Origin of the sequence: Microbacterium sp. LS_15 (assembly GCF_041954735.1) — a bacterium.
Lineage (GTDB): Bacteria > Actinomycetota > Actinomycetes > Actinomycetales > Microbacteriaceae > Microbacterium.
Window position 1 is genome coordinate 122,492 of sequence record NZ_JAVAYD010000001.1, and the last position, 13,493, is coordinate 135,984.

Sequence of the window (13,493 nt, forward strand, 5' to 3'; positions counted from 1 at the left end):
GATGAGCACACTGACCTTCACGAACGGCCGGGTCTTCACCGGCGAGTCCGAGACGGCGTTCGCGTCGGCGTTCCGCATCGTCGACGGACGCGTCGACTGGGTGGGCGACGCCGCCGAGGTGGCCGACGCCGACGCCGTCGACCTCGGCGGGCGCACGGTGCTGCCGGGCCTCATCGACAGCCACACCCATCCCGCTCTGCTCGCCGGCACCGCGGCCGCCGTCGAGTGCTTCCCGCCGGCCGTGCGCAGCGTCGACGATCTCGTCGCCGTGCTGCGGGGCCACGCCGACGCGGTCACCGATCCCGGCGCGTGGGTGCTGGGCCGCGGCTTCGACGACACGAAGTTCCCCGACGGACGGATGCCGACGGCCGCCGACCTCGACCGGGTGAGCACCGACCGGCCCGTGCTCGTGTGGCGCTGCGACGCCCACTCCGCCGTCTGCAACACGCGAGCGCTCGAGCTGGCCGGCATCAGCGCCGAGACGCCCGACCCCGACGGCGCCCGGTTCGAGCGCGACGCCGACGGCACCCCGAACGGCGTGCTCACCGAGATCGCCGCGGTGAACGCCGTCGCTGAGTGGATCCCCGCCCCGACCGCCGACGAGCAGATCGACGCGCTCGTGACGATCGGCGAGGAGCTCGCCTCGCGCGGCATCGTCGCGGTCTGCGACCTGCTGTCGTCGCGCATCGACCGCCCGCTCCAGACCTTCCGCGCTGCCGCGCAGCGCGGGCTCCGTGCCCGGGTCGCGCTCTACCCGGGATGGGACCCCGCAGCTCCCCTCGCGGATCTCGACCCCGTCGACCGCGAGGGCGAGGTGCGCGTCGGCGGCGTCAAGGTCGTGCTCGACGGCGCGTACTCGAACCGCACCGCCTGGGTGCACGAGGCGTACCCGGGGTCGTGCGACCACGGTCTGCGCCTCGTCGACGACGACGATGTGCTCGCCGCGGGGGAGTGGGCGCGCCGCAACGGCGTGCAGCTCGCCGTGCACGCGATGGGCGACCGGGCCCTCGACCGCGTCGTGGAGCTCTTCGAGGGGCAGGAGCCCTGGCTCGACGGCATCCCGTCGGTGCGCATCGAGCACGCCACGATCGTGAGCGATGCGTATCTCTCGCGTCTGCGCGCGGCACGGATGCGGTTCGGCATCGCCACACACACGGTGTTCTTCTTCGCCGAGTACGACGGGTACGAGAAGGCGCTGCGGGTCGAACAGGTCCCTGACGCGTATCCCATCGCCCGGCTCTTCGCCGGGCTCGATCCGCTCGCTCTCTCGTCCGATCGCCCCGCCACCGCGTGGAGCGGCGCCGACGACGTGATGCTCTCCGTCGAGGCCGCAGTGCGCCGCCGTACCTACAACGGCGTCGAGTTCGGCCCGGAGGCGGCGATCACGGTACCCCAGGCGCTGCTGCTCTACACCTCGCGGGCGGCGCGTCTGTCGCCGCTCACCGGTGTCGGGATGCTGGCCCCCGGGTTCGACGGCAGCTTCGCGGTGCTGGAGCGCGACGTGTTCTCGGTGGCGGCCGACGAGATCGCCGACGTGCGCGTCGCCGAGACCTGGATCCGCGGAGAGCGGGTGTTCCGAAGGGAGAGGATGTGACCGACGCGTCCTTCCGCCCCCTCGAGGGCGTGCGCGTGATCGATTTCACGAGGCTGCTCGCCGGGCCCTCGGCGACCATGACGCTCGCGGAGCTCGGAGCCGAGGTCGTCAAGGTCGAGCAGCCGGGGTCCGGCGACGAGACCCGGCACTGGGGTCCGCCGTTCGTGCACGGATCGAGCGCCTACTTCCAGGCGATCAACCGCGGCAAGCGCAGCATCGTCCTCGATCTCACCGCCGAGGCGGATCGGGAGGTCGCGCACGCGCTGATCGCATCGGCGGACGTCGTCGTGGAGAGCTTCCGTCCCGGAGTCGCCGACCGGCTGGGCATCGGCGCCGAGGAGATGGTCGCCCGCTTCCCGGCGCTCGTGTACGCCTCGATCAGCGGCTTCTCGCAGACGGGACCGCTGTCGGCGGAACCGGGGACGGCCGTGACGGTCGAGGCCGAGTCCGGTCTCATGCACGTGACCGGCTACGAGGGCGCGGATCCCGTGCGCTCGGGGGTCGCGATGGTCGACATCGCGACCGGCATGGCCATGGTGAACGGGGTGCTGGCTGCGCTGCTGGAACGCGAGCGCACGGGCCGGGGTCGACGTCTGGAGTTCTCGCTGTTCGCGACGGCTCTCAGCGCGCTGGGCACCGTGATCGCCTCGTCCTCCGCGGGCGGGCCTCCTGCCAAGCCGTGGGGGAGTTCGCATCCGTCGATCGTGCCGTATCGCGCGTTCGCGGTGGCGGACGGGCACGTCGTCCTCGGGGCGACGAACGACCCGATGTTCGCGCGGCTGATCGCCGCGCTCGACCTCGGTGCCGAGCTCGGTGGCGAGGGGTGGGCGCGCAATCGCGATCGGGTCGCGGGTCGAGCGGAGATCGAGGGCGTCCTCGCCGGACGCCTCGCCGATCTCGACCTCGACGTCGTCGTCGAGCGCCTGCGAGCCGCCCGCGTCCTCGTCGCACAGGTGCGCAGCCCCGAGGAGGCCGCGCGGGGAGCTCAAGCCGCGGCGCTGGGGATGATCGACGACGACGACGGGGTCACGATCGCCCGCTCCGCGCTGGCGACGAACGGCACGGCCAGACTGTCGAGGGCCCCCGTGCTCGACGCTGACGGGCCGGCGCTCCGAGCCGAACTGCGGTCGTGATCACGGTCCACCGACTGCGCGGATCACCCGTCGCCGAGCAGGCGCACCCGGCAGGCGAGCTCGACCGCGAAGCGGGCGTCGGGGTCGTCGAGGTCGATGCCGAGCAGTTCGCGGATGCGCCGCATCCGATACCCCACCCCGTTCGGATGCAGCATGAGCTCGCGCCCCGCGTGCACGAGCGAGCCCCCGTGCGCGAGGTACACGAGCAGCGTGCGCACCGACTGCCGTGCCCGATCCGCGCCGAGCTCGTCGAGCGGACGCAGGATGTCGTGCAGGAGCTCGCGGCTGATGGGCGAGGCGTACACGTCGAGCAGCACGCGGCGTAGACCCGTGACGTCGGTGAGCTCGACGCCGCCGAGGCGCCCGGCGGCGATCGCCGACTCGGCCGCGATCCGGGCCTCGGCGGCGGACTGCCGGAGTCCCAGCGCGCCGAGCTGCGGGGTGCCCAGGCCCAGGGTGTAGGCCCAGTCGGCGCCCGCGAGCTCCTGCGCCCGCTGCTGGATCCGCGTCGCGATCTCGCGCACCCGTCGCTGGTGGTCACCCGCGCCGTGCTCCTCGGTGCACACGAGCACGAGGTCGTCCTGCAGGAACGCGACGTGCCACATCTCGTCGCGCGCCTCGACGAGCTGCAGCGCGAAGAGCTCGAGCGCCGGTTGCACGCTGCGGGGCGCCCGCGCGTCGGGGTCGGCGCGGCGGGTCGGGCTGAGCCATGCCACGACGTGCGAGCGGGCGAGCGGCAGCCCGAGACGTGCGGCCTGCGCCACGAAGCCCTCGGCCCGCGAGGGGTCGGCCAGCACGAGCTCGACGAGCAGGTCGGCGCGCGACTGGGTCGGAGCGTAGCGGTCGCGGCTCTGCCGCTGGGCGACGCGCGAGAGCAGCGACGCGATCACCGGCAGGGCCACGGCCGTCGCGCCGTCCGACGACCCGGCGACGAGGCGTCCGATCGGCACCTCGCCGATGAACACGGCGTCGGAGTCGGTCCAGGATGCCGCGGGGTCGGCGACGATCGACAGCTCGACCCCGAGCGCGCCGCCCGCGGCCGACAGGATACTCTCGGTCGAGCCCTCGGGCGACGCGGCGGCCGCCGAGGCCAGCTCGATCGCCCTGGCACCCCGCATCATCGCCTCGGACGCCCCTCCCGAGATGGCGCGGTCGATCGTCTTTGCGAGCTCGGCGGCCGGCACCCCGGTGGCGGAGAACACCGGCACACCGCCGCGTTCCGCGAGCACCCGCGCCGTCTCGGCGAGCGTCAGCGACGCGGTGAACACGAGCCCGGCGAGGCCGCGCGCGCTCGCCTGCCGCAGGGCCACGTCGATGCGGAACGGCGGCGGCTGCTCCTCCTCGGTCAGGATCGCGAGCGTGCCCTCGGACAGTCCGTCGAGACGGTCGATCGCGGCGAGGTCGACGCGCACCACGCGCCGATCGTCGGCGGGCCCTGCGTGGAGCCGCAAGCCGAGTCGGTCGGCGTCGTCGCGCAGGTCGACGAGTGTGTACTGTGCCATGCGCACAGTATGCACGGAAACACTGGATGCGGGGAACATTGCCCACCGCCGGATGCCTTCGTACCGTGAACACATGGCTCAGACTCCTCCCGCCGACCTCGTCGCGGCGCCGATCACCGAGATCACGGCAGACGACATCGCCGCCCTCGGCGTGGGAACCGCGATTCTCGGTACCGGCGGCGGCGGCGCCGTCTACACCGCGCAGATCACCGTCGAGAACGCGCTGCGCACGCACGGCGCCGTGCCGCTCGTGCAGGTCGACGACCTCGGCCCCGACGACGTCGTGATCCTCATGTCGGGCATCGGCGCCCCCACGGTCGGCATCGAGATGCTGTCGGCGTCGGGCCAGATCCACGCGCTGCTGGCGGAGGCGGAGCGGCTGCTCGGACGCCCCGTCACGACCCTGATGGCCGCCGAGATCGGCGGCAGCAACGGCATCCACCCCATCGGCTGGGCGGCCCGGCTGGGCCTGAAGGTGCTCGACGCCGACGGGATGGGCCGCGCGTTCCCCGACGCCGCGATGGTCGCGATGAACGTCGCGGGAGTGCCGTGCGAGTGGGCCGTGCAGAGCGACGTCGTCGGCAACATCTCGGTCATGAAGACGATCGACCTGCACTGGCTCGAGCGCCATGCCCGTGCGCTCACGGTCGCGAGCGGCTCGATCTGCATCGCCGCGCACTACCCCCTCACCGCCGACACCGTGAAGGGCGCGGTCATCGAGGGCACGGTGACCGCGGCGATCCGCGTCGGCCACGCCCTCCTGTCGGCGTCCGACCCCGTGACCGCGATCGCCACCGAGCTCGACGCGCGCGTGCTGATGACGGGCAAGATCACCGACCTCGACCGCCGCACGGTCGGCGGGTTCGTGCGCGGCTCGGTCACGGTCGCGGGCACCGGCGCCGATCGCGGGCGGCTGCAGCGCATCGAGCTGCAGAACGAGAACCTGCTCGTACTCGAAGACGGCGAGGTGCTGGTGAGCGTCCCCGACCTCATCACGATCATCGACGCCGAGACCGGGCACGCGATCACCACCGAGATGCTGCGCTTCGGCCAGCGGGTCTCGGTGCTCGCCTGGGCGTGCGACCCGATCTGGCGCACCCCGCGCGGGCTCGAGCTCGCCGGACCAGCGGCGTTCGGCTACGACCTCCCGTACGTCCCCTTCGAAGGAGCGACCCGATGACCGCGCGCGACCTGTCCATCGGCGTCGACGTCGGCGGGACGAACACCGACGCCGTGGTGCTCGACGGCGACGGCCGGGTGCTCGCGTGGACCAAGCGGGCCACCACCGACGACATCACGGGCGGCATCCGCGCCGGCATCCGCGACGTGCTCGCCGCGATCGGCGACGACCGCTCTCGCGTCTCGCGCGTCATGCTCGGCACCACCCACGCGACCAATGCGATCGTGCAGCGCCGGCAGCTCGATCGCGTCGCGATGATCCGCCTCGGCGCTCCGGCGGCGACCGAGTACCCGCCGCTCACCGGCTGGCCGTCCGACCTCGTGCAGATGGTGCTCGCGGGCTCGGCCATGCTCGGGGGCGGCCACATGGTCGACGGCACGCCCATCGCGCCGCTCGACCGCGACGGCATCCTGCGCTTCGTCGACGGCCTCGACGGATTCGACGCGATCGCCGTCGCCGGGATCTTCAGTCCCTCGTCGCCGGAGCAGGAGCTCGAGGTCGCCGAGATGCTGCGCGCCCACCTCGGGCAGGACACCCGTGTGTTCCTCAGCCAGGACATCGGCCCGACGGGTCTGCTCGAGCGCGAGAACGCGACCCTGCTCAACGCGGCGCTGTACAGCGTGGCGCGCTCGGTCACCGAGGCCCTCGTGACGGTCGTCGCCGAGGAGGGGCTCGACGCCACGACCTTCTTCGCGCAGAACGACGGCACGCTCATGTCGCTCGACTACGCGGCGCAGTACCCGGTGCTGACGATCGGCTCGGGTCCTGCGAACTCGATCCGCGGCGCCGCGTACCTGTCGGGGCACGACGACGCGATCGTCATCGATGTGGGCGGCACGACCTCCGACCTCGGCGTGGTCGTCGGCGGCTTCCCGCGGGAGTCCACGCTGCCCCGCGAGATCGGCGGCGTGCGCACGAACTTCCGCATGCCCGACGTGCTCAGCGTGGGGATCGGCGGCGGCACGATCGTCGACGTCGCGTCAGGCCGCGTGGGCCCGGACTCGGTGGGATACCGCATCGACCGCGAGGGGCTCCTGTTCGGAGGATCCACCCCGACGCTGACGGATGCCGCCGCTCTGGCCGGCAGTCCGGTCGCCGGTCGCCGGCTGCCCGCCCTCTCGTCGACCGTGTCGTCGGCCCTGGAACGCGCGCTCGCGCTCGTCGCCGACCGCCTCGACGAGGCCGTGGAGCGGCTGTCGCTCGGCCGCATGGACATCCCGCTGGTCGTGGTCGGCGGCGGAGGCTTCCTCGTGCCAGACAGCCTCGCCAGCGCCGGCAGCATCCTGCGTCCCGACCACGGCGGCGTCGCGAACGCCGTCGGCGCCGCGATCTCGCTCGCCGGCGGCCGTGCCGACCAGATGGCGCCCATGGGCGACCGCGAGTCCGCGATCGAGCAGGCCTCCGAGGCGGCCGTCGCGAAGGCCATCCAGGCCGGCGCCGACCCCCTGCAGGTCTCGGTCGTCGAGGTCCTCGAGACGCACGTCCCCTACACCACGCAGCCGACCGTGAACGTGACGGTCAAGGCGGCAGGCCCGCTCGCCCGGCTCGCGGCCGATATGCCCGTCCGCTGACGGTCCGGCCCGACCATCCCTCCCGCACCGACGCTTCACCCCACCCGAATCAGGAGATCGCTATGAAACGCAGTACCGCACTACCCGTGGCCGCCGCTCTCTCCGTCCTCGCCCTGACGCTGACGTCCTGCGCGGGCTCCTCTGATCAGGCCGGTCCCGACGAGGGCGACTTCGTCTCGGGCGGCACGTTCGTCACCGCCGTGGGCGACGATCCGGGCGACTTGAATCCGCTCAAGGCCGTCTCGCCCGACACGTTCTCGGTCGTGAGCATCGCCTACGAGTCGCTCATCGCCGTGACCGACGAGGGCGAGCTCGTGCCCTGGCTCGCCGAGAGCTGGGACGAGACCGGCACCGAGGTCGTCTTCACCCTCAAGGACGGCATCACCTGTTCCGACGGGTCGGAGTTCACCGGGCAGACCGTCGCCGACAACCTCAACTACAACGCGGATGCCGCGAACGCCACGTTCTCGTACGGCTCGGTCATCGACGAGAGCATCTCGGCCACGGCCGACGGCAACACGGTCACCGTCACGAGCACCGCGAACAACCCGTTCCTCGCCGTCAACGTGGGCACGATCATGCTCGTGTGCGACGCCGGTCTCGCCGACACGACCTCGCTGTCGGACACGACCGACGGCACCGGGCTCTACGCGCTCAGCGACATCAAGCCCGGCGACACGTACACCTTCTCCAAGCGCGACGACTACACGTGGGGTCCCGACGACGTCACGAGCGAGACCGCGGGTCTGCCCGACGCCATCGAGGCGCGGGTCGTGACCGACGAGAGCACCGCAGCAAACCTGCTGCTGTCGGGCGAGCTCAACGCCGCGACGATCTCGGGCGCCGACCGCTCGCGCCTCGACGGTGCGGGCCTCACCCACACGGGTGTGCGCAACCCCGTCGGCATGATGCTCTTCAACGAGAAGGAGGGGCGTCCTTTCGCCGATCCGCTCGTGCGCGAGGCACTGTCGACCGCGATCGACCGCGACGAGGTCGGCACCGTGATCGCCGACGGCGAGGGACTCGAGTCGATCTCGCTCGTCACGAAGAACCCGCTTCTGTGCGTCGCCGACGAGCCGGAGTGGACCCTGCCCGACACCGACCTCGACAAGGCGGGCGAATTGCTCGACGAGGCCGGCTGGACGCTGGGATCCGACGGCCTGCGCGAGAAGGACGGCCAGCCGCTCACGATCAAGTTCGTCTACAACGCCCCGACCTCGACCCACGCGGCCGCGGCCGAGCTGGTCAAGCAGACGTGGGACGAGCTGGGTGTGACGACCGAGCTGCTCGCGAACGACGCGGCGGCCTGGTCGGAGCAGCTGTTCTCGACGTTCGACTGGGACACGGGTTGGGTGCAGGTCGCTCCCGGCGGCCCGATCGTGCTCTCGACCTTCTTCGACGGCGCGACCCCCGACCAGGGCGGCCTGAACTTCATGTGGGTCGACAACCCCGAGTACTCGGAGCTCGTCGCCGAGGGATCGAGCGCGACCCCCGAGGACAGCTGCGCGATCTTCCAGGATGCTGAGAAGCAGCTCATCGAGCGCTTCGACGTCTTCCCGGTGATCGACAACATCCTGCCGACCTACCAGTCCGGCGCGGTGTTCGAGCAGCCGAACTTCATCCAGCCGACCTCGATCCGGATGCTGGGCTGACATGACGACGACTCCTCCTCCCGTGACCGCCGAGGTGGTCGACACGACCACGGCCGCCCTGGCGGCGCGGGCGGAGGAGCGCCGTCTGCGTCGGGGGCTCTCCCCGCGCACCGCGTTCCTGCTGCGACGCCTCGGCCGACTCGTCATCTCCCTGGCGGTCGTGGTCGTCGCCTCGTTCCTCCTCATGTACCTCGTGCCCGGCGACCCGGTGCGCGCGGCTCTCGGACAGAGCGCGACCCCGCAGCTCGTCGAGGCGACTCGCGCACAGCTGGGACTCGACCGGCCGATGGGCGAGCAGTTCCTCCGGTTCGTCGGCGGGCTCGTCACCGGCGACCTCGGCACCTCGGTGCGGCTGCAGCGGCCCGTGATCGACGTCATCGCGCAGCGGTTCCCGACGACGTTGCTGCTCGCCGTGCTCGCGTTCGTCATCGCGATCGTCGGAGCGCTCCCCGCGGGTATCGGGGCGGCCGTCCTCGCCCGCTCCGGTCGCCGCCGCGGCCTGTCGATCGCCGTCTCGGCGGTGCTCGGCATCCTCATCGCCGTGCCGAGCTTCCTCGTGTCGGTCGCGCTCATCGCGCTCTTCGCGGTCGAGCTGGGCTGGCTCCCCGCCGCCGGGTGGGGCAAGCCCGCCGACGCAGTGCTGCCGGTCGTCGCGCTCGCCATCGGCCCCATGGCCTACCTCGTGCGCATCGTGCAGGTCGAGATGCTCGCCGTGCTCGACACGACGTACATGACCACGGCCCGCGCCAAGCGGCTTCCCCGGCGGCTGCTGTACCTGCGGCATTCGCTGCCGAACATCGTCACGTCGACCCTGACCGTCGGCGGCCTGATCCTCGCGGGACTCACCGCGGCGACCGTGCTCATCGAGACCGTCTTCGCGATCCCCGGGCTCGGCACCATCATGGTGTCGTCGGTCGGCGCGAAGGACTACCCCATGGTGCAGGGCGTGGTCATCGTCTACGCCCTCATCGTGCTCGGGGTGAACCTCGTCGTCGACGTGATCCTCGCCACCATCGATCCCCGATCGTCGATCACGGAGGGCTGAGACATGACCATGCGCTCCCGCTTCCTCACCCCGACCGGGGTGTTCGCCCTCGTCGGCACGGCACTGCTCGTCTTCCTCGCCGTGGCCGGTCCTCTGCTGTGGGGGTCGGCGGCCGACACGACCGACGTCTCGTCGCGACTGCTCGGCGCGAGCGCCGCCCACCCGTTCGGCACCGACGAGCTGGGCCGCGACATCCTCGCCCGGGTGCTCTCGGCGACGCGCCTCACGCTGCTGCTCACGCTCGGCGCGACGGCGATCGCACTCGCCGGCGGCATCGTGTTCGGCCTCGTCGCCAGCATCCTGCCGCGCCACCCGCGCCGCCTGCTCACCGGACTGCTCGACATCCTGCTCGCGTTCCCCTGGCTGCTCATGGTGCTGTTCTTCACCGTGATCTGGGGAGCGACGGCCACGGGCGCGATGCTCGCGATCGGATTCGCCGGCATCCCCTCCTTCGCCCGACTCGTCTACAACCTCGCCTCCTCGGTCTCGGGCCGTGACTACGTGCGCGCCGCCCGGGTGGTCGGCGTCGGCCCCGTCGGCATCCTGCTGCGGCACGTGCTGCCGAACATCGCCAACCCCTTCTTCGTCAACGCCGCCGCCACGGCGAGCGTGACGCTGCTGTCGTTCGCGGGCCTGTCGTTCCTCGGACTCGGCGTGCAGGCCCCCGCCTACGACTGGGGTCGCATGCTGCAGGAGGGCATCCTGCGCATCTACGTCAACCCTCTCGCCGCGATCGGCCCCGGCATCGCGATCGTGCTCGCCGGTCTCGTCTTCACGCTGCTGAGCGAGGCGGTCGCCGCGAGCCGGGGTGCAGGATTCCGCGCCGTCGCGGCGCGGGCCGCGGGCGCCGTCACTCTCTCGGCGCGACGCACGGGTCGCACGGTCGTCACCGCGGAGCCCACGGGCGAGATCGTGGCCGAGATCCGCGACCTCCGCATCGCGTTCGGCACCGCCGGCGGCGGCACGGTCGAGCGCGTGCGCGGCGTCGACCTGCGCGTCGCCCGCGGCGAGATCGTCGGCATCGTGGGGGAGTCCGGATCGGGCAAGTCGCTCACGGCGATGGCGCTCGCCGGACTGCTCGGCGATGATGCGATCATGTCGACCTCGTCGCACCGCTTCGACGACCTCGACATGACGCGTATGCCCACCGCCGCCGACCGGGCTCGGCTGGGCGTCGAGCTGGGCATGATCTTCCAGGACCCGCTCACCTCGCTCAACCCCGCGCTGACGATCGGGCGCCAGCTCACCGAGGTGCCGGAGGTGCACATGGGGATGCGGTCGAAGGAGGCGCGTGCGCGTGCAGCCGACGCCCTCGGCGCCGTCGGCATCCCGAACCCGGCCTCGCGGCTCTCGCAGTACCCGCACGAGTTCTCGGGCGGCATGCGCCAGCGGGCGATGATCGGCATGGCACTCACGGGGCGTCCGCGCCTCATCATCGCCGACGAGCCGACGACCGCGCTCGACGTGACGGTGCAGCGCCAGGTCATGGGCGTGCTGCACCGGGCGCAGGAGGAGACGGGGGCGGCGATCGTCTTCATCTCGCACGACATCGCCCTGGTCTCGGCGTTCTGCGACCGCGTCATCGTGATGAAGGACGGACGGATGGTCGAGACCCTCGCCGCCGACCGCATCCGCGAGGATGCGCAGCATCCGTACACGCAGGCCCTCATCGCGTGCCTGCCCGACATGACCAGCGACCGCACGCAGCCGCTGCCCGTGATCCCGCCCGGGCTGCGGCCCGAGGCGCTCGACGAGCCGGAGTCGACGCCGGTGGCGGACGCCCACGACCAGGAGGTGCCGGTGTGAACGCGCTCGAGATCGACGGGCTCAGCGTCCGCTACGGCCGCACCCGCGTCGTCGACGGGGTGAGCCTCGCCGTGCCGAAGGGCCGCACAGTCGGGCTCGTGGGCGAGTCCGGATCGGGCAAGAGCACGATCGCGGCCGCCGCCGTGGGCCTCGTGCGTCCCGAATCCGGGTCGATCCGCGTCGACGGCGTCGAGGCGACGGGTGGCGGGTCGGCGGCACGTCGCGCCCGCCGGCGCATGCAGCTCGTCTTCCAGGACCCGTTCTCGGCGCTGGACCCGCTCATGCCGATCGGCGACTCGATCGCCGAGGCGCTGCGCGCGACCGGCCGCCGCTGGACCCGCGCAGAGCGCATCGCCCGCGTGCGCGAGCTGCTGGCGCAGGTGCACCTCGACCCCGAGCGCGCCGGCGAGCGCCCGGGGGCGTTCTCGGGCGGGCAGCGTCAGCGCATCACGATCGCCCGCGCTCTCGCGGGTGAACCCTCGGTGCTCATCGCCGACGAGGTCACGAGCGCGCTCGACGTGTCGGTGCAGGGTGCGATCCTCAACCTGCTGCGCGAGGTGCAGCAGGACCTCGGCCTGTCGATGCTCTTCATCTCGCACAATCTCGCGGTGGTGCGCTACATCAGCGACGAGGTGTGCGTGATGCGCCATGGCACGCTGGTAGAGAGCGGACCCACCGAGGAACTCCTCGCGCACCCCGCCGACCCCTACACGCGGGACCTGCTCGATGCGGTCCCGGTTCTCGGAGAGAGGATGCACTTCGGATGACATCTCACAGCGGCACCCCGCCCACGCCGACCGCGGGTGCCGCGGTCGGCGCCTTCGCGACCGAGGCCGAGGCCCTGCGGGCAGACCTCGTCGCGGTGCGCCGCGAGCTGCACGCCGCGGTCGAGATCGGTCTCGAGCTGCCGCGCACGCAGGAGATCCTGCTGCGCGAGCTCGACGGTCTGGGGCTGGAGATCACCTGCGGCGCGTCACTGTCATCCGTCACCGCCGTGTTGCGCGGCGGACGTCCCGGACCCGTGGTGCTGCTGCGCGGAGACATGGACGGGCTGCCGATCGCCGAGGCCACGGGGCTGCCGTTCGCCGCGACCTCGGGGGCCATGCACGCGTGCGGGCACGACCTGCACATGGCGGGCGTGCTCGGCGCCGTGCGGCTCCTCGCCGCGCGCCGCGAAGAGCTTCCCGGCACTGTCGTCTTCATGTTCCAGCCGGGCGAGGAGGGTCAGGCCGGCGGCCGCGTCATGATCGAGGAGGGCGTGCTCGACGCCGCAGGCGAACGGCCCGTCGCGGCGTACGCGATCCACGTCGACAGCGCCACCCCGAGGGGGCAGCTCGTGACGCGCGAGGGCGCCATGATGGCGAGCGCGAGTGCGCTGCGCATGACGCTGCACGGTACGGGCGGTCACGCCGCATTCCCGCAGCTCGGGATCGACCCGGTCCCCGTCGCAGCGCAGCTGATCCTCGCGGTGCAGACCTTCGCAGCGCGGCGCCTGCCGGCGACCGACCAGGCCGTCATCTCGATCACGCGCCTGAGCAGCGACTCGGAGGCGAGCAACGTGCTGGCCGCGGCGGTGCATCTCGAGGCGAACATCCGCACGCTGTCGATGGCGACGCTCGACACCGTGCGCGGTGAGCTGCCGACCATGCTCGCGGGTATCGCCGAAGCGAACGGATGTCGGCTGGAGACCGAGTTCATCGCGTCGTACCCCGTGACCTACAACGATCCTCCGGAGACGCGGGAGGTCCTGTCGGTGCTCGACGACCTCGTCGGCTCCGAGAGGGTCACGCGGTTGGCGGCACCGTCGATGGCCTCCGAGGACTTCTCGTACGTCCTGCAGGAGGTCCCGGGAGCCCTGGTGTTCGTCGGCGCAGCCCCCGACGGGGGACCGATGCCTTTGCACTCCGAGCACGCGGTCTTCGATGATGAGGTACTTCCGCTGCAGGCGACGGTTCTCGCCGAGCTGGCGTGGCGCCGACTCGCGCGGGGCTAGACCTGGTCGGTCCGGCC

General features: G+C 72.0%; 10 protein-coding genes. 9 read left to right on the forward strand and 1 reads right to left on the reverse strand.

Annotation, left to right across the window (positions count from 1 at the left end; translation table 11 throughout):
• Window position 1 precedes the first annotated feature (1 nt).
• Together RAC69_RS00615 and RAC69_RS00620 are read left to right on the forward strand one after the other, a co-directional pair.
• Window positions 2-1,594 (forward strand): amidohydrolase, encoded by a 1,593-nt coding sequence (locus RAC69_RS00615; protein ID WP_375084423.1) that lies wholly within the window; start codon window positions 2-4, stop codon window positions 1,592-1,594.
• Complete coding sequence (locus tag RAC69_RS00620; protein WP_375084424.1) at window positions 1,591-2,727, forward strand: CaiB/BaiF CoA transferase family protein; 1,137 nt, start codon at window positions 1,591-1,593, stop codon at window positions 2,725-2,727. The genes RAC69_RS00615 and RAC69_RS00620 overlap by 4 nt, the downstream gene beginning before the upstream one ends.
• A gap of 23 nt (window positions 2,728-2,750) precedes the next feature.
• Here the strand turns inward: RAC69_RS00620 and RAC69_RS00625 are convergent, their stop codons facing one another.
• Window positions 2,751-4,229: a PucR family transcriptional regulator gene (locus RAC69_RS00625; protein ID WP_375084425.1), complete on the reverse strand. Its 1,479-nt coding sequence runs from the start codon at window positions 4,227-4,229 to the stop codon at window positions 2,751-2,753.
• Between the two features lie 73 nt (window positions 4,230-4,302).
• Here RAC69_RS00625 and RAC69_RS00630 point away from each other — a divergent pair, with 73 nt between their 5' ends.
• From RAC69_RS00630 to RAC69_RS00660, 7 genes are all read left to right on the forward strand, one after another.
• The gene (locus tag RAC69_RS00630; RefSeq protein WP_375084426.1) at window positions 4,303-5,409 is read left to right on the forward strand and encodes a DUF917 domain-containing protein; all 1,107 of its coding nucleotides are present in this window, start codon (window positions 4,303-4,305) and stop codon (window positions 5,407-5,409) included.
• Window positions 5,406-6,980 carry a hydantoinase/oxoprolinase N-terminal domain-containing protein gene (locus RAC69_RS00635; protein ID WP_375084428.1) on the forward strand — a complete coding sequence of 525 codons (1,575 nt, stop codon included), beginning with the start codon at window positions 5,406-5,408 and terminating at the stop codon, window positions 6,978-6,980. Before RAC69_RS00630 ends, RAC69_RS00635 begins: the two co-directional genes overlap by 4 nt.
• A 62-nt stretch (window positions 6,981-7,042) precedes the next feature.
• Window positions 7,043-8,632 carry an ABC transporter substrate-binding protein gene (locus tag RAC69_RS00640; protein WP_375084430.1) on the forward strand — a complete coding sequence of 530 codons (1,590 nt, stop codon included), beginning with the start codon at window positions 7,043-7,045 and terminating at the stop codon, window positions 8,630-8,632.
• 1 nt (window position 8,633) lies between these two features.
• Window positions 8,634-9,677, forward strand: a complete 1,044-nt coding sequence (locus RAC69_RS00645) for an ABC transporter permease (protein ID WP_375084431.1) — start codon at window positions 8,634-8,636, stop codon at window positions 9,675-9,677.
• Between the two features lie 3 nt (window positions 9,678-9,680).
• Complete coding sequence (locus RAC69_RS00650; protein ID WP_375084433.1) at window positions 9,681-11,483, forward strand: dipeptide/oligopeptide/nickel ABC transporter permease/ATP-binding protein; 1,803 nt, start codon at window positions 9,681-9,683, stop codon at window positions 11,481-11,483.
• Window positions 11,480-12,250: an ABC transporter ATP-binding protein gene (locus RAC69_RS00655; RefSeq protein ID WP_375084435.1), complete on the forward strand. Its 771-nt coding sequence runs from the start codon at window positions 11,480-11,482 to the stop codon at window positions 12,248-12,250. Before RAC69_RS00650 ends, RAC69_RS00655 begins: the two co-directional genes overlap by 4 nt.
• On the forward strand, window positions 12,247-13,476 hold the full coding sequence (locus RAC69_RS00660; protein WP_375084437.1) for a M20 family metallopeptidase: 1,230 nt from the start codon (window positions 12,247-12,249) through the stop codon (window positions 13,474-13,476). Before RAC69_RS00655 ends, RAC69_RS00660 begins: the two co-directional genes overlap by 4 nt.
• The last annotated feature ends 17 nt before the right edge of the window (window positions 13,477-13,493 follow it).